Annotated in this window: 14 protein-coding genes; 11 read left to right on the top strand and 3 right to left on the bottom strand. The window is 67.1% G+C overall.

The window, feature by feature from the left end:
- Window positions 1-372: 372 nt before the first annotated feature.
- The 7 genes from FM125_RS07075 to FM125_RS07105 all read left to right on the top strand — a co-directional run bounded on the left by FM125_RS07075 (window position 373) and on the right by FM125_RS07105 (window position 8,207).
- Window positions 373-750: an acyl-CoA dehydrogenase family protein gene (locus FM125_RS07075; protein WP_245829873.1), complete on the top strand. Its 378-nt coding sequence runs from the start codon at window positions 373-375 to the stop codon at window positions 748-750.
- A gap of 266 nt (window positions 751-1,016) precedes the next feature.
- Window positions 1,017-2,918: a polysaccharide biosynthesis protein gene (locus tag FM125_RS07080; protein ID WP_087134110.1), complete on the top strand. Its 1,902-nt coding sequence runs from the start codon at window positions 1,017-1,019 to the stop codon at window positions 2,916-2,918.
- Window positions 2,915-4,063 (top strand): DegT/DnrJ/EryC1/StrS family aminotransferase, encoded by a 1,149-nt coding sequence (locus FM125_RS07085; RefSeq protein WP_087134111.1) that lies wholly within the window; start codon window positions 2,915-2,917, stop codon window positions 4,061-4,063. Before FM125_RS07080 ends, FM125_RS07085 begins: the two co-directional genes overlap by 4 nt.
- On the top strand, window positions 4,060-5,094 hold the full coding sequence (locus FM125_RS07090) for an ATP-grasp domain-containing protein (protein ID WP_087134112.1): 1,035 nt from the start codon (window positions 4,060-4,062) through the stop codon (window positions 5,092-5,094). Before FM125_RS07085 ends, FM125_RS07090 begins: the two co-directional genes overlap by 4 nt.
- On the top strand, window positions 5,081-5,938 hold the full coding sequence (locus FM125_RS07095) for a sugar transferase (RefSeq protein WP_087134113.1): 858 nt from the start codon (window positions 5,081-5,083) through the stop codon (window positions 5,936-5,938). Before FM125_RS07090 ends, FM125_RS07095 begins: the two co-directional genes overlap by 14 nt.
- Window positions 5,939-5,940: 2 nt before the next feature.
- Complete coding sequence (locus tag FM125_RS07100; protein WP_180525423.1) at window positions 5,941-7,251, top strand: ATP-grasp domain-containing protein; 1,311 nt, start codon at window positions 5,941-5,943, stop codon at window positions 7,249-7,251.
- A gap of 32 nt (window positions 7,252-7,283) precedes the next feature.
- Window positions 7,284-8,207 (top strand): NAD-dependent epimerase/dehydratase family protein, encoded by a 924-nt coding sequence (locus FM125_RS07105; RefSeq protein WP_087134115.1) that lies wholly within the window; start codon window positions 7,284-7,286, stop codon window positions 8,205-8,207.
- A gap of 81 nt (window positions 8,208-8,288) precedes the next feature.
- On the opposite strand, the gene FM125_RS07110 is transcribed toward FM125_RS07105, so the two are convergent.
- Entirely contained in the window at window positions 8,289-8,855 is a 567-nt protein-coding gene (locus FM125_RS07110; protein ID WP_087134116.1) for an acyltransferase, read from the bottom strand.
- Between the two features lie 117 nt (window positions 8,856-8,972).
- Window positions 8,973-10,184, bottom strand: a complete 1,212-nt coding sequence (locus FM125_RS07115; RefSeq protein ID WP_143745275.1) for a hypothetical protein — start codon at window positions 10,182-10,184, stop codon at window positions 8,973-8,975.
- Window positions 10,185-10,524: 340 nt separating this feature from the next.
- Between FM125_RS07115 and FM125_RS07120 the strand changes: the two genes are divergently transcribed.
- Complete coding sequence (locus tag FM125_RS07120) at window positions 10,525-11,691, top strand: MATE family efflux transporter (protein WP_087134118.1); 1,167 nt, start codon at window positions 10,525-10,527, stop codon at window positions 11,689-11,691.
- A 430-nt stretch (window positions 11,692-12,121) separates the two neighbouring features.
- Here the strand turns inward: FM125_RS07120 and FM125_RS07125 are convergent, their stop codons facing one another.
- On the bottom strand, window positions 12,122-13,471 hold the full coding sequence (locus FM125_RS07125; RefSeq protein WP_087134119.1) for a tyrosine-protein kinase domain-containing protein: 1,350 nt from the start codon (window positions 13,469-13,471) through the stop codon (window positions 12,122-12,124).
- A 448-nt stretch (window positions 13,472-13,919) separates the two neighbouring features.
- On the opposite strand from FM125_RS07125, the gene FM125_RS07130 reads away from it, so the two are divergent.
- The 3 genes from FM125_RS07130 to FM125_RS07140 all read left to right on the top strand — a co-directional run bounded on the left by FM125_RS07130 (window position 13,920) and on the right by FM125_RS07140 (window position 16,690).
- Complete coding sequence (locus tag FM125_RS07130) at window positions 13,920-15,890, top strand: dTDP-4-dehydrorhamnose 3,5-epimerase family protein (RefSeq protein WP_087134120.1); 1,971 nt, start codon at window positions 13,920-13,922, stop codon at window positions 15,888-15,890.
- An 87-nt stretch (window positions 15,891-15,977) separates the two neighbouring features.
- Entirely contained in the window at window positions 15,978-16,121 is a 144-nt protein-coding gene (locus tag FM125_RS07135; RefSeq protein ID WP_087134121.1) for a ribbon-helix-helix domain-containing protein, read from the top strand.
- On the top strand, window positions 16,118-16,690 hold the full coding sequence (locus tag FM125_RS07140) for a hypothetical protein (protein ID WP_087134122.1): 573 nt from the start codon (window positions 16,118-16,120) through the stop codon (window positions 16,688-16,690). Before FM125_RS07135 ends, FM125_RS07140 begins: the two co-directional genes overlap by 4 nt.
- The last annotated feature ends 19 nt before the right edge of the window (window positions 16,691-16,709 follow it).

The raw sequence follows: 16,709 nt of genomic DNA on the forward strand, positions 1-16,709 counted from the left end.
GTGGGGGGCGGCGGGCGGGTTGCTGCGGCGTCGTCGAGCCAGATCTCTGGGCCGCTCTGGATGGGCGGTGAGCCCATCCCACGCGGTGGGCCGCCGCGAGTCCAGCGGAGGTCCGGTCAGCACGTCACAAGGGCGGACTCGCCGCCATCCGGAACCTGTCGGTGCCGTTTGCAGGTGCGGCGAGGTCCGGGTGACCCGGTGTGACGGCCCTGCGACCGGTACCCGTCATGCCGGCGGTGCCGACGCCACCGCCCGACGGTGGGGACCGGCACGTGACACCACCCGTCGGCGGACTGGGCCGGGCCCGGGCGGATGCCTACGGTCGCCCCACCCGCCCACGGTGCAGCCCCGCGGCCCGGTGACGATCCGCAGGTGCTGCAGGTGGTGGGTGAGCTGGAGGCCGCCGCGTTCGGGGCGCAGGCGGCGTTCGACGCCGTCGTCGGGCCCCTGGATCGGGCGCTGCGGGCCGAGGCGGCGGGCGCACCCCTGGCCGAGGCCGAGGTGGACGCGGTGTACACCGCCGTCTACGCCGCCCAGCAGGTGATCGCTCGGGCCGCCCTCGACGCGGCGACCGGCCTGTTCGAGGTGGGCGGGGCCTCCGCGACCCTGCGCACACGCGGGCTGGACCGGCACTGGCGCAATGCGCGGGTGCTCGCCAGCCACAACCCGCTGATCTACCGCGCCCGGCTGCTCGGCGACCGGGCCGTCAACGGCACGCCGCTCGAGCGCCACTACCGCCTGGGCGGCTGAGACCCAGGACGGCGTGGCACCGGGTCCCGGGGACCCGGTGCCACGCCGAGGAAGACGGTCGCCGAAGACACCGGACCGCATCGATGCTTCCCGCAGGCCCTTCTGTTTACCGAAACGTCATCCAGACTGTATACGCTTCCCACGGCTCTCAGACCACGCCCACCATTCCCCGGCACAGGAACTGGTTCCCCCCTGAGGCCGAGAGACCTGAGAAACAGCACTATGGTGGGTGTGAACGACGTTTCCCGAAAGGAACTCCTGCACCGATGACGGCAACATCAGCGCGCCCGAGGTTCGACCACCTGCCTCCCCTGGCCCGACATCTGCTGTTGATCCTCTGGGACAGCCTCTCCTGGGTCCTCGCGCTGCTGGGCTTCCTGCTGGTGCGGTACGACTTCGGCCTGTCCAACGCCCAGTGGAACTGGGTCCTCCTGTTCACCGGCATCGCCGTGGTGCTGCAGGTGGGCGCCGGCCTGGTCACGCAGAACTACCTGGGGCGCAACCGCGTCGGCAGCTTCTCGGACGTCGGATGGACCGGCGTCCTCGTCACCGGCATCGCCCTGGTGATCGGCCTCGCCCTGAGCGTCGTCTCCATGAACTTCCCCCGCGGCGTCGCGCTCACCCTGCCGCCGCTGGCTCTGCTGTTCATGCTGGCCGGCCGCTTCACCGTCCGCAATATGACCGACACCGGCCCCCGTGCCGACGTGAAGGACGCAGTCCCCGCGCTCGTCTACGGCGCCGGAAACGCCGGGCACCAGATCGCTCAGCTGATGCGCCAGGCCGAGGAGCCGCCCTACCGGATCGTCGGCTTCCTGGACGACGACAAGGGCAAGGCACGCCTGCGCGTCCACGGCCACAAGGTCCGCGGTCGCGGCAAGGACCTCGCCGCCGTGGCCGAGAAGCAGGGCGCGGAAGCGGTGATCTACGCGATCTCACGGGCGGATGCGGCACACGTGGACAACGTGAGCAAGGTCTGCGAGGACAAGGGCCTCGACCTGATCATGGTGCCCCCGCTGCGCGAGATGGTGGGCGGCCAGGTCACGCTCGGATCCCTGCGTCACCTCAACGTCACCGACCTGCTGGGCCGCCGGCCCATCAAGACCGATCTGACCTCCATCTCCGACTACGTGACGGGCAAGGTCGTGCTGGTCACCGGCGCCGGCGGCTCCATCGGCTCCGAGCTCGCCGTGCAGCTGCACCGCCTGGGCCCGAAGAAGCTCCTGCTCCTCGACCGCGACGAGTCCGCCCTCCACGGCGTCCAGCTGGACATCTACGGCAACGGCCTGCTGGACACCGATGACATCGTCCTCTGCGACATCCGCGACACCGAGGCGCTCCAGGCGGTCTTCGAGCGGCATCGTCCGGAGGTCGTCTTCCACGCCGCCGCACTCAAGCACCTCCCGATGCTCGAGCGCTTCCCCCTGGAGGGATGGCGGACCAACGTCCTGGGCACCCGCAACGTCCTGCAGGCTGCGCACTCGGTGGGCGTCGAGCGCTTCGTGAACGTGTCCACGGACAAGGCGGCCGCGCCCACGAGTGTCCTCGGAGCCACCAAGCGCCTGGCCGAGCGCCTCACCGCCTGGTACGCCAACGAGTACGGCGTCCCCTACCTGTCCGTGCGGTTCGGCAACGTCCTCGGCTCCCGCGGCTCGGTGCTGATCTCCTTCCGCAACCAGATCGAGAAGGGCGGGCCGGTCACCGTCACCCACCCGGACGTCACCCGCTACTTCATGACGATCCCCGAGGCCTGTGAGCTCGTCCTGCAGGCAGGCGCGATCGGACGTCCCGGAGACGTGCTCGTGCTGGACATGGGGCAGCCGGTGAAGATCCTCGACGTGGCCAAGCGCATGATCGCCGAGTCCGGCCAGGACATCGAGATCAACTTCACCGGCCTGCGGCCCGGCGAGAAGATGCACGAGGTGCTCTTCAGCAATGCCGAGGCAGGGGCCACCAGCGAGCATCCGCTGATCAGCGAAGTCCAGGTGCCTGCTCTGGATCCTGTCGACGTCGCGGCGGTGCCGGACGGCAGGGATGCAGTGCTGGGCATGATCACCGAAGAGCCGACCGCGGACGCGACGCCGGCCGACAAGGCCGCGGACGAGCCCGCCGCCACGGACCACCACGAGACCGAGACGACCGGAAACGACCAGACAGGACTGCGCCCGTGAACGACCGCATCTTCCTCTCCTCTCCCGACGTCACCCAGGCGGAGGAGGACGCCCTCGTCCGGGCATTCCGCTCTGGATGGATCGCCCCGCTCGGCCCGGAGGTCGACGCGTTCGAGACCGAACTGGCCGAGTACACGGGCCGCCGGCACGCCGTCGCCCTGTCCTCCGGCAGCGCGGCCCTGCACCTCGGCCTCCTCAACCTCGGGGTCGGGCCCGGCGACGTGATCCTGACCTCGTCCCTCACCTTCGCCGCCACCACGAACGCGATCGTCTACACCGGGGCGGAGCCGGTGTTCGTGGACGCTGACGAGACCGGCAACATGAACCCGAGCCTGTTGGAACAGGCCTTCGCCGAGCTCGAGGCCGAGGGAGTGCGCGTAAAGGCGGTCGTGCCCGTCGACCTGCTCGGAAAGGTCGTGGACCACGAGCGCATCGGACAGATCGCCGAGTCCCACGGCGCCACGGTCCTCTCCGATGCCGCCGAGTCCCTCGGCGCGACGCGCAACGGACGCTCGTCCGGCGCCTACGGCGTCGCCGCCGCCGTGTCCTTCAACGGCAACAAGATCATGACGACCTCGGGTGGCGGTGCCCTCCTGACCGACGATGAGGACATGGCTCAGCGGACCCGCTACCTGGCCACGCAGGCCCGCCAGCCCGTCGTCCACTACGAGCACACGGACGTCGGCTACAACTACCGCCTGTCCAACATCCTGGCCGCGCTGGGCAGGGCACAGCTGGCTCGCCTCGAGGACATGATCGAGCGCCGTCGTGCCCTCCGCCTCCACTACCGGGAGCTCTTCTCCACCGTGCCCGGCGTGGACATGTTCGGTGAGCCTTCGGGCGCCGACGGCGGTGACACGCAGGACAACTTCTGGCTGTCGTCCATCCTCGTGGACCCCCAGGAGGCCGGCTTCACCGCCGAGGACCTGCGCGCGCACCTGGCGGACCAGAACATCGAGGCGCGCCCGCTGTGGAAGCCCATGCACCTGCAGCCGGTCTATGCACAGAAGCGGGCCTTCACGGACGGCACCGGAGAACGCCTGTTCACCACCGGCCTCTCGCTGCCGAGCGGCTCGGTGCTCGACCAGCAGCAGATCGCACGCGTCACCGAGTCGATCACGACCTTCCTGGAGGCGCGTGCATGAACATCCTCCTCTCCTCTGTGGGACGTCGCCCCTACCTCGTGCGCTGGTTCCGGGACGCACTGGCGGAGAACGGCGTCGAGGGCAGGGTGATCGCCGCCGACGTGGACCCGTTCGCCCCGTCGCGGCCCTTCGCCGACGCCTTCGTCCAGGCGCCGACGGTCGTCGACCCCACGTACGAAGACTGGCTGCGGCAGACGTTGCTCGACCACGACGTCGATCTGGCCGTGTCCATCAACGACTTCGAGCTCTCCACCTGGGCCATGCTCCCGGACTCCGACGACTGGTCTGCCCTGGTCCGGTTGGACGCGGACACCCAGCGGCTCATCGAGGACAAGTACTCGACGAGCCAGGCGCTGTCCGAGGCGCAGGTGCCGTCCCCGGTGACCTGGCTCGGCAGCGAGCCTCCCGCCGAGGGCGAGGCCGCCGGACCGTTCGTGACGAAGGGGCGCTATGGCAGCGCCTCCCGTGGACTGAGGTTCGTGGACTGCGCCGGCCTGGCGGATGCGCTGCGGGAAGCGTCCCAGGAGGTGACCACCCGCCAGGGGGTCCCCGCCGCCGAACAGGACGAGGTGGCGCCGGAGGAGCTGCTGGTCATCCAGGAGAAGATCGAGGGCGTGGAGTTCGGGCTGGACGTGGTCTGCGATCTGGACGGCCGCTTCGCCGGCGTGCTCGCCCGCCGCAAGATCGCCATGCGCAGCGGGGAGACCGACCGTGCCGTCTCGGTCGATTCGGCGCCCTTCGAAGAGCTTGCCCGCGGCATCGCGGAGGCGATCCCCCACCCCGGAACCATCGACGTTGACGTGTTCGTCGACGACGACGCCAATCCCTTCGTGATCGACATCAACCCGCGGTTCGGCGGGGGCTACCCCTTCTCGCACATGGCGGGAGCCCGCGTCCCCAACTGCTATGTCGCCTGGAAGCTCGGCCGAGAGCCGGCGGCGCAGTGGCTGCGCAGCCGCGCCGACGTCGTCGCCGGAAAGTTCGTGGAGATCGCTGCAGTGAACGGGGAGGACACGCGTGCTCACTCCTGACTCGTCCTATGAAGAGAAGTTCTCCGCCCTCAACCAGCGGATGCGGTGGGAGGTGGCGGACGAGCTGCGCGCGGCGAACCTGGACCACGTCAACCGTCTGCACCCGGTGGTGGAACCTCGGGACACCTTCTACACCCGGTACGGCAAGAGGGCCCTGGACATCGGCCTGTCCGGGGGCGCTCTGCTGGCCTCCTCCCCCGTCATCGGAGCCCTGTGCCTCGTGACCCTGAAGGACCTGGGGCGACCGATCCTGTTCACCCAGGAACGGCCCGGCCGCCTCGGCAAGAAGTTCCGCATGGTGAAGCTGCGCACCATGCGCAACGCCTATGACGATCAGGGCAAGCCTCTGCTCGGAGAGCTCCGGGTGACGAAGATGGGGCGTCTGATCCGACGAGCGTCCCTGGATGAGTTGCTGAACTTCTGGAACATCTTCAAGGGGGACATGTCCCTCATCGGTCCACGGCCGCTCGTGCCGGAGTACGTCGAACGGTTCAGCGATCGCCACCGCCAGCGCATGGCCGTCAAGCCGGGGTTGGAGTGTCCTACGCCCCGGCCGCCCAAGGGACCCATGTCCTATGACGACCAGTTCGAGAACGACTGCTGGTACGTGGAGAACGTCTCGCTCAAGACCGACGCCTGGCTGATGTTCCGGGTCCTGCAGACGGCCCTGGACCGTCGGCAGAACAAGGCGAGGGGCTCCTCCTCACGCGGGTCCTTCATGGGCTACGACCGCGAGGGGCGAGTGATCACCACGGCGGCCCTGCCGGCCTGGGCCCTGGACAAGGTGCTGATCCGCAACGGACTCATGACGGCCCCCGCCCCTCACGCTCAGCAAGGAGCATGACCATGGACCTGAACTCCAAGCCACTGGCCGGAAAGAAGCTCCTGCTGCTGGACGGTTCGCGCAAGGCCATCGAGATCATCGACGAGGCCCACCGTCTCGGACTGCATGTGATCGTCACGGACTACAACACGCCCGAGCAGTCCCCGGCGAAGTTCGCCGCAGACGAGCACTTCCAGGTCAGCACCAGTGATGTGGCGGCCGTGGTGGAGCTCGCCCAGCGCGAAGGCGTATCCGGGATCCTCGCCGGCTTCTCCGACCGGTGGCTGCCCACCTATGCGGAGATCTGTGCCGAGGCCGGCCTCCCCTGCTACGCCACCGTCGATCAGATCAAGCTGTTCACGGACAAGAAGCGGTACAAGGAGCTCCTGCACGAGTTCGGCGTGCCCACGCTGCGGAACTACTCGGTGGAGGAGGCGACTTCGGGCGACATTCCCGCCGCGGAGTTCCCCCTGATCATCAAGCCCTCCGACGGAAGCGGCTCCCGGGGCATCAGCATCGCGCAGACCCAGACGGACCTCGAGGACAGCCTTGCCGTGGCCCGGGACTACTCCTGGACCCAGGACATCGTGATCGAGCGCTTCATGCCGGGCGAAGAGGCCACCGTCTACTGGGTCTTCCAAGACGGAGAGTGCCACGTCTGCCTGATGTGGAACCGGCACATGCACGACTTCGGGCCGGACCTGCAGTACCGCCTCCCGGTCGCCTATTCGTCTCCGAGTTCGCTCCTTCCCCGGTATCTCGAGGAGGTCGCCCCCCGCGTCGTGGAGATGATGAAGTCGGTCGAGATCACGAACGGCATCATGTTCATGCAGGGGCTGATCCACGACGGCGTCTTCCACACCTACGACATCGGCTACCGTGTCACGCCGACGCAGGAGTACCGAATCGTGGAGCAGCTGTGCGGGTACAACCCGCTGGCCATGCTGCTCCACTTCGCCGTCACCGGCTCCATGGGCGTGCCCGAGCTCGGCAGGCTCGCCCGTCCCTGCCATGACGGCTTCGGGTACAACGTCTCCATCCTGGTCCGCCCCGGCACCGTCGGCGAGTACCAGGGACTGGACGCCGTGGCGCAGCTGCCCGGGGTCCTCTCCGTGGGCACCTCCCTCTCCGAGGGAGAGACACTCCCCGAAGAAGGCTGGGGGCAGCTGCGGCAGATCGCCGTTCGTGTCATCGGCGTCAGCGACACGGTCGACGGCATGCGCGAGAGCATGGCCACGATCGCCGACCTCGTGGACGTGAAGGACACGTCCGGGGAATCCATGGTCATTGCAGACACGGTCCCCCCGGGCGACCTGGCAGAACGAGTCCTCTGAAGGCACAGACAGACGTCAACGTTGGGAGAGACATGCGCTTTGTGGTGACCGGTGCAGGCGGATTCCTGGGAAGCACCCTCGTGCGAGAGCTGCTGGCCACCACCGACCATGAGGTGGTGGCGGTGAGCTCGCAGGGGCCGGCGGAGATGAAGGAGCTGCTCGAGCGGCCTCCGTTCCCCCGGCTCTCCCGGGCCCCGCACGTCCACGCCCGTGAGGAGCTGCTCCAGGAAGGATTCCTCCGGAGCGGAGACGTGGTGGTCAACTGCGCCTTCCCCTGGAACCGCGGCGGGACGGCCATGGCCCAGGGCCTGGAGTACCTCACCAGGCTCTTCAAGGCCGCCGCGTCCGTGGACCTGCACAGCTTCGTGAACGTGTCCTCCCAGAGCGTCTACTCGCAGGCACGCACGGAACCCGCTGCTGAGGACAGCCCGATCGAGTGCGACACCCCGTATTCGACCGGCAAGTACGCCATGGAACTGGCCGCCGCGCTGGTGCTGAGCCCACAGGTCCTGGTCAACGCCCGGATGTCCAGCCTCATCGGCGTGGGCTATGACGTCCGGATCGTCAACCGGTTCATCACGAAGTTCCTGGCCGGTGACACGGTGACGATCCAGGGCGGGGAGCAGACGTTCGATTTCATGGATGTCCGTGATGCGGCACAGGCGCTCATCACGGTCGCCGTGGCCGGTCCTCGCCCCGAGGGCCCGGCACTCAACATCGGGAGCAACAATCCGCTGACGTTGAAGGAGATCGCCCAGACGGTCGCCGACGTCGTCCGAGCAGAGACAAGTCATCCCGCGGAGATCTCCTGGGAGGCTTCGGCCGGCGACGACCGGACACTGGGATTGGATTCAGGCGTTCTGAGCCGGCACTACAACTTCTCTGCGCGCTACCGCCTGGAAGAGTCCGCACGCCATATCCTTCACGGTCTGCTCCAGTCCCCTGAACGTCGGTGACCGGCTGGAGGATCAGCTCACGATAGTCCAAGGCCTCTGAACCCGTTCAGGTTCAGAGGCCTTGGACGTGGAGCACGCTCCTCATGCAGTCCCGGCTGAGTCGCGACGTTCTGAGAACTCACGCCACAGCTCGTCATCCATTTCGCTCCGGCTCATCCCGTCGAAGCGTCCGGCAGTCGCCAGTCTCTGCGCTTCGAGGTCGGCGAAGTCGCCAATCCTCTTCGCCGGCACACCGCCGACGATCGAGTCCGGCGGAACGTCCTTCGTAATGACACTGCCGGCAGCGACGACGGCTCGAGGTCCGATCCGCACCCCCGGAAGGATCACCGAATCAGAGCCGATGAACACGTCATCCATGACCTCGATGCAGTCCTCATGCGTCGGAAGCGAAACTCCGTTGCGCCTGCCGATCATGCGGTTGATCACGTCGTGGGCGACGAAGGTCACCCCTGCGGCGACGACGACATTGTCATGGAATCGGATGAGGTTGGCATCATTGGGCAGCTTCCTGGGCTGAAACAGGACGCCCTCGCCCATCCCCCGCACCAAACCCTTGTCACGCATGTACTTGGCGCGCCCATCGCCGGTGACGATGAACATGAAACGGGCCTTTCGTGCCATTTTGGCCATCATGCGGAGCTTACGCATGGCCTGACTCCTTCACATTCGCGGTCATGTTGCATCCTAGTCCAGTCCGCGCCCCGCAGGGCCACGGGAAACTGCGCGCACAGCACGAATCCACGAATCCGGCAGACACGTTGCCGCTCAACCGTATTCCGGTTCCGGCGCACCCGGACGTCCACGAACACCGGCTCCGAGCTCCTCCCGCGGCAAGGTGAGCGACCTCCATGTGACAGCCAGCAGTACCCAGAACCACACCGAGAGCAGGTAGGACATCGAGACCCACAGCTGGAAGATCAGGGGCAGGAAGACGACCATCAGCGCGGCATGCAGCGTGTGACGAGCTCGGAGGTAAGCCCGGATGGCCAGGGCCACCCCCACGATGACCAAGAGTGTTCCGCCCAACCATCCGTAGGTCACCCACATCTCGTCAAGGAAGTTGTGGGGATACCCCCAGTGGTACTGCCTGCGGATGTGGTAGCGGTCTCCGTAAAGACCTAGGCCGAAGGGTCCGCCCTCATCGATCAATCGGGCCGAGATCAGACCGAGGTTGTCCCGCGCATCGTCCTCCGTGAAGGAACCGTCGATGAGTCTGTCCAGGGAGCGGGCGTTCGACCCTCGAGCCGCCATCCAGGACTGGATCGAGACGAGGATCCGGTTCAGGTTGGCGATGAGGACAAGCCCCGCCGCAGTAAGGAACAGGATCATGAAGAGACTCACCGCGGCGCCTGCCAGATGCAGCCAAGGCCTGCGCCCGCTGAACGCCAGAAAGGTGAAGACGATAACGGACAGCAGCACGCTGTACCCGAACCCCAGGTCATAGGCGGAAGCGTATTCGTTTCCCTGGGAGTCCACGGCGATCCAGTACCCGCGGAGAGTGGACGCGGCGTAACGGACGACGTTTCCGGCGAACGTGGCATACGAGGCGATGATCAAGCTCAACAGGATGAGCTGGCCGGACGGGGCCAGCGTGACGATGAGGAACGCCACCACGGGTGCTGTCGGTGACAGCAGGGTGCTCCAGAGACTGCCGCTCCAGGTCTCATCGAACATGGTGGGGACGTACTCCGGATGCAGGACCACCGAGAGCAGCATCATGATCAGGAGAATGCTGTAGACGACCACGAACGGCATGAATCGCAACGGCCGCCGCTCGATGAACCTCGCGCAGATGTACAGGGCGAATGGCACGTGGATGGCCACGGGAGTGAACCAGTCGTCCGTGACCGCAGGGATCACGGCGCCCAGCGTGGAGGCGATGGTGTTCAGGACTCCCTGAGAGAGGAATCCGGTCAGAGCCAGCAGGTAGCACCAGTCCGACAGCGACAGGCTCGACAGCCTGATGAACGCAGACATCGGTTCAGCGTCCTTGCGCCCACTGTCCGTGTCAGGCCTGGCAACCACATGCGTCATTCGTCTTGTCTCCTGCAGGCTGTACCTCGACCCAGGGCCTTCGGCACCGTCGTACGATCAGTCCGCTGTGGAACTGAGGGGACGTGTGAACCCCCTATGATTCTATCTGATCTGTTCATCAGGCACGGCGGGTGCGGTCAGGGCATCAGACCTCCTCACCATCGTGCCGACATGCCACTTGACAGACGTACGGTTCGAGTCAATGATGGGCGCGCCCAGACGACTCCGTCTCGATCCACCACGACTGGTCAACGGCGGCCATTCTGATACAGGAGCCCCATAGATGAACCGCTCGCGACAGTTCGTGATGCTCCATCTCATACTGTTCAGCATCGCGAACCTGGGCCTTCCCATCCTGGCGATGCTGGTGCTGCAGCCGGCCCAGTACGGAGCATTCTCCCTGGTCTACCTGGCCGGTGCCCTCGCCAACACCTTGCAGCTGTCGACCGTGAGCGAAGTCTGGGTCAGGGCCGGGACAGACACGAATGCGGAGAACTCGTGGAATCGGTTCAGCAACGCCACCATCCTGGTGGGCGTCGCCGGAGGCGCCGTCGCCGCCGTGGTGGCGCTCACCTCCACGGAGACTCGCCCCTATTGGCCGCTGCTGTTCGTCGCGGTGTTCGCCCAGGTCTATGCCAACGGCTCCTCGTTCCGTGCCCTGCGGCTCTTCGACTGGAGATACGTCCTGCCCTCGGGCGCGCTCGGCAGTGCCGCGGTGCTGGCCTCGGCGGTCGCGCTCTTCGCGTTGCCGACCGTGGGACTCCTGGAAGTCCTTCTGTCATGGGTGCTCGTCAAGGTGGCGATGCTGCTCGGCGCGCGACCTCCCCGTCGCATCGGCGTCCGCGAGTCCTTCGCTTGGTTGCGCACGAACAAGAAGGACATCACCACGCTGGTCTCCGACGGGGCGATCGCGAATCTGTCGAACCTCGGTCCGCCCTACATGGTCGCTCCCATCCTCGGGCTCGCGCATTTCGGCACCTATCGGGCCCTGGAGAACCTCAGCGCACCGATGCGCACTGTCATCTCGTCGTTGCGTCCGGCACTGACGCGGCTGCCGCTTCGACGTCTTGGGTCCGTGAGGCTCGCCGTGCAGGTGGGGCTTGGTTCATTGCTGATCGGCGTTATCGCGTTCCTCGCGCTGCGCGGATTGGAATACACAGGCTTGGACCTCGGCACGCTGAACAGCCTCTATCCCTATGCTCCTCTCGTCGCTCTCTACATGACGGCCATCACGCTCTGGAACCTCTACCCCCTTCTGGCTCGGCAGGTGGCAGCGAGCAGGCACGTCATCACCCTTCGCGCAAGCCTTTCCGTGGTTGCGGTTCTGGGTCCCGTCGGCGGCGCCCTCGGCTGGGGCCTGCCGGGCGCCCTCTGGGGGCAGATCATCCACGTCTGGATCGCAGCACTGGCTTGGTGGATCCTGGTGAACCGCAGCGTGAAGGACGCCTGACCGGGCCTCGGGGGCTTTGGGGGCCACGGGATTCCCGAATGCCCCACGCTGTCCGGCAGGCGGTGGGACACGCGCCCTGTCCCGTGGCCCCTCCGAGGACCGTCCGCCGGGGCTTGCCGTAAAGCAGGCGTTTGGAGACCCTCTCCTCACGGCCGGGTCCTCAGAGAACTTCTTCCCGGCTGCCCACGCGGATTACGCGCGAGTGGCCCCGAGCTCACGAGCAAGCTTCGTCTTCCACGGAGGGGCGCCTGACACTCGACTCGACAGCGATCCCGCCTCGGAAGGAGAAATGGGCCCCGGCTGTCCTGCCGGAGCAGCGCGTTCGCAGTCAAGGGGCCCTGGGGGCTTATCGGACATGGGACGACGAGAGGCGCGGACCCCGGAACAATGGGGTCCGCACCTCTCGTCGTCTCTGGCGGCTGGAGCGCTGTCAGTAGTAGTACTGGGAGTATCCCCCGGACTTCGAGGCCGGCACGTCGTTAAGCACAAGGCCCAGCACCGTCACATCTGCGGTCTTCAGGATGCCCAGTGCATCAGACAGCTGCTGTTTGCGGGCGTATCCCGAACGTGCCACCACCACGGCGCCGCCGGTCTGGTCACCGAGCACTACGGAGTCGGTGACCGGCAGCAGCGGAGGCGCGTCCAGGATCACGTAGTCGTACTGACGCTCAGTCAAGGCCAGCAGGTGTGCCATGGCCTCAGACCCCAGCAGCTCGGAGGGGTTCGGCGGGACGGTGCCGGCAGCGAGCACCTTCATGTAGTCCCCGTCGGCATCGATGAGGACATCCTCCAAGTCGACTCGGCCCGTCAAGACGTCGGACAGGCCGAGCTCGCTGTCGAGGCCGAGGCGGGGGCCGACCTGCGGGCGGCGGAGATCGGCGTCGATCAGCAGCACACGCTCACCGGCCTGCGCCAGGACCCGCGCCAGATTGACCGCGGTCTCCGTCTTGCCCTCACCCTGGATGGACGAGGTGATCACCATGGACGAGCGCCGTTCACCGCCCAGGCCCACGAAGCCGATGCTGGTGCGGAGCTTCCGGTACGCCTCCGCATTCGCCCACTGCACACCCCGGGAAGGTCCGTCCTGCTCCTTGGCCTCGGGCGATGCGGTGTTGCGGTCCACCGAGGCCAGGACCGGTGCATCGGAGATGTTCTCCACGTCGTCCGTGGTCCGGATACGAGTGTCGAGGACGCTGCGCAGAATCGCCTGCCCGCATCCCAGGAGGAGTCCGACCAGAGCGCCGAGCGCCAGGTTGATCAGCAGGTTGGGGCTGGAGGGGGAATCGGCTTCCACGCCCGGCTCGATGACGGTTGCGGTGACCAGTTCAGTGTTCTCCGGCCCCTGCGGCACGACCTCGCTGGTCGCGTTGCTGAGGCTGTCGGCAACGGCATTGACCATCTCTGCGGCTCGGGCCGGGTCCTCGTCTTCAACTTTCAGCTCGATGATGGACGTGTCGGCCGGAGCCATCACGGACACCTTCTCCGCCAGTTCGGCCGTCGTCATGTCCAAGTCGAGCTCGTCCACCACAGGATCCAGCACCAGCGCACTGTCCGCCATGGACACGAAGGAAGCCACCTGACGCTCCGCGTAGGTGGCTCCGGAGGACAGTTCCCCAGCGGACGAGCCGCTCTCCACGGTGATGAACACCGATGCCGACGCCGTGTACTTCGGCGTTTGGAGGAACGTGAACGCGGCAGCCAGCCCTATACAGGCGAGCAAGGTGGCCATCGCACTGATCCAGTACTGTCGGAAGATCTGCGAGTACTGCTTTAGCTCCATCACGGTCCCTCGTCAGAGCCGCAGAGCAGCAGGTCAGATCACCACTCCACGGCTTAAGCCGGCATTAGTCAGGTCAGGCCCGTGCATCCGGAACCATCGCCCAGGCCAAAGGCCTTCGTGCAGTGTAGCGAATCACCGGGTGAACGTGTGAACTCGCTGAGTCCAGCTCATCTGACCGACGATCCGATCCCTGACTCCCTGCGTCCGGACACCATCGGAGCCAGAACCCTTTCCGTGCCCGGCTGACCTTCTCGGCTGCCGTGTCTGCATGTCCGGATAACCTGTGTTTTCGCTTTACGCCCGATCGCTTCCCTGCCGGGTGCGGTAACGTCCATCCCCTAACAACCGGGCGCAGCGAGGCGACCACCCGAGTCGCCCGGAGCACTCGCCAGGCCGTGTCCCCGCGATCACGGCCGCACACCGACCCGCAGCAAGGACGTGAGGGCATTTGTCCGACCTCTCCGCTCAGAGCACCGACATCCCCGGCCTGCTCATCCTCCGGCTGGGACTGAAGCCCACGGAGGACGGCTGGTTCAAGGAGAGCTGGCACCGGGCCAAGATGACCTCACTGGGGATGCCGGACTTCGATCCGGTGCAGCTGAACGTCTCCCATGTGGAGGCACGCGGCACCACCCGCGGCTTCCTGGCAGAGCCGTGGGACCGGATCGTCAGCCTGGACGCCGGCCGCGCCATGGGCGCCTGGGTCGATCTGCGCGAGGGTCCGGGCTACGGCCGGACCCATGTGCTGGAACTGCATCCGGGCATCGCGGTCTTCGTTCCCCGCGGTGTCGCCACGGCACATCAGACGCTGGTGGACGGAACCACCTACACCTACCTCCTCGAGTCCCACTGGACCCAGGAGGGCCGGGCGCGCTCCGGCGTCGTGGACCTCTATGATCCGGCCCTGGCGATCCCCTGGCCGATCCCCAGGTCTGAGGCGATCCTGAGCCGCAGGGACGCTTTGAAGCCTCCGCTGGCCATGGCCACTCCGCTGCAGCCGAGAAGGGTCCTGCTCGCGGGAGCGGAGACGCCCCTGGGCCGTTCGCTGCTGACCGAGATGCCGAAGGCCAGGGGCGTCGCCATCGCCGATCTCGCCCCGGACGCCATCGCCTCGGTGGACCTGTCCGCCTTCGACGTCCTGGTCAATGCCTATGGGGACACCGCAACCGGCATGGCAGGCGGCATGTCCATGCCGGACGACTGGGTGGACGCCGCCGAACGCACCACCCGCCTGGCGGACGTCGCCCGGCGACATCGCATGCGGTATGTCCACATCACCAGTGACCCGGTCTTCGAACGAACAGTCCCCAGTCACAACGAAGACGCCGTCCTCGACCTCACCGATCCGCGGGGCCGGGCGCAGGCGGCAGGAGAGCTCGTTGCCTCAACGGTGCCCCGGGCCCTCATCCTCCGGACCGCATGGGTCATGGGGCGGGACGAGGGGTTCGTCCACGACGTGTCCGTGGCCGCCCGCCGCGGTGCGCGGTCGACCGTGGTGGACGGGGAACACGGCCGGCTGACGTACACCGACCACCTCGCGGAGGCTCTGCGGCACCTCGTTTCGGCCGGTGCCGCCGCCGGCACCTACAACGTCACCGGAGAAGGACGCGTCGTCAGCTGGCTGGATGTCGCCCGCCTGGTCTACCAGTCCCATGGCGCGGACCCTTCCCTCATCCGTGGGCACGCTGTCCCCCATGACGGCGGCAGGCTGCCGGCCGTGTTGAACCTGGACAGGCTGAAGTCCACCGGCTTCCATCCGAAGAACACCTGGCTGGACCTTCCTGAGCGGCTGTCCGGCGCGTCTGCGACGCCGGAGACCTCCCCTGCGCCAGCCGACGCCGCCATGGACGAAACACCGATCGGCCATGAACCCACCCTCGACTCTGCCCGCGACTTCTCGGTGCTCTTCGTCTGCACCGCCAACATCTGCCGGTCGGCCTACGCCGACGTCACCAGCCGCGCTCGGGGACTCCACGGCGTCGAGTTCTCCTCCGCGGGAACTCGGGCCCTGGTCGACCGCCCGATCGACCCTCCCATGGCCCAGACCATCCGGACGGACGCGGACGCCTCGAAACATCGGGCACGCCAGCTGACGCGCCGGCTGGTGGAACAGGCCGACCTCGTCCTCACGATGGGCGGCGACCACCGCCGGTGGATCCTCGACGAGTGGCCGAAGCTCGGCAAGAAGGCCTTCCTCCTCGGCCATGCCGCGCGGGTCATGTCCGACCTGCCCGACCACGTCACCCTGGAGAACCTTGCCACGCACCTGTGGTCGCACCGCTCCACCGATCCGGCGGACGAGGTGAAGGACCCCTACAAGCGGGGCCCGGAGGCCATGGAGGCCGCCGCACGGCAGATCGACGCCGACATGGACGTCATCGCCTCAGCCCTGGAACGGCTCACGACGGTCTCCTCCTGACGCGCCGGGCATGACCGGCCTTCAGGGGCCGAGGCGCCACTTCAGTGCAGCACCCACCCCATCACCTAGCGTGCTAGCATCCTACCCATGACCGAGAAGTCCCAGTTCAACGTCTATCTGCCGCGCGAGCTCGTCACCCGGGTGAAGCACCGCGCTGTGGACGAGAACACCAGCCTGTCCGCGCTCGTGGAGAGGGCGCTGACCCAGTACCTGGAGAAGGAGCAGTCATGATCGTGCACCCCGTCATCACCACCCCAAACCCGAAGCGGTGGCTCGCCCTGCTGAAGGCGCTCGGCGCCTCGGTGTCCACGCACGACGACGGCACTCGCCTGGCCGAGCTCGCCGGCGGTCGGCTCTCGGTCGCCTCCGGAGACTCCCCCGGCGTGGAGTTCGGCCTCGAGGAGGTCCGAGGCGAGCTGCCGGTGAAGAGCGGCACCGTGCAGGTGGCCCCGCTGCTGTGCACACCGCAGGTCGAGGAGACCGCACAGATTCTCGCGGGCCAGGGGCTGCAGAGGCGGCTCACCTCGGACAGTGGCGACTGGGCGGACCTGGTCGGCGACGGGATCGTGGGCGTCCACATCGGCCGAGAGGAGTCCACGGTGATGGCCTTTGAGGCCGCGGATGTGGAGTCCTTGAAGGAGCCACTGGAGGGGGCCGGGTTCCGTGTGGCCCTGGTGGATGAGGCCTACGGTCGGACCCTGCGCGTGGAACACCCGGACGATCCCCGCCAGGAAGCTGAGATCTGGATCAACGAGACCCAGACCGACACCTACGGGTACACGCGGCACGAGGAGGACTGAGCCGGCGGGCCGCGCAGGG

This window comes from Micrococcus lylae (assembly GCF_900163825.1).
GTDB classification, from domain to species: Bacteria; Actinomycetota; Actinomycetes; order Actinomycetales; family Micrococcaceae; genus Micrococcus; species Micrococcus lylae.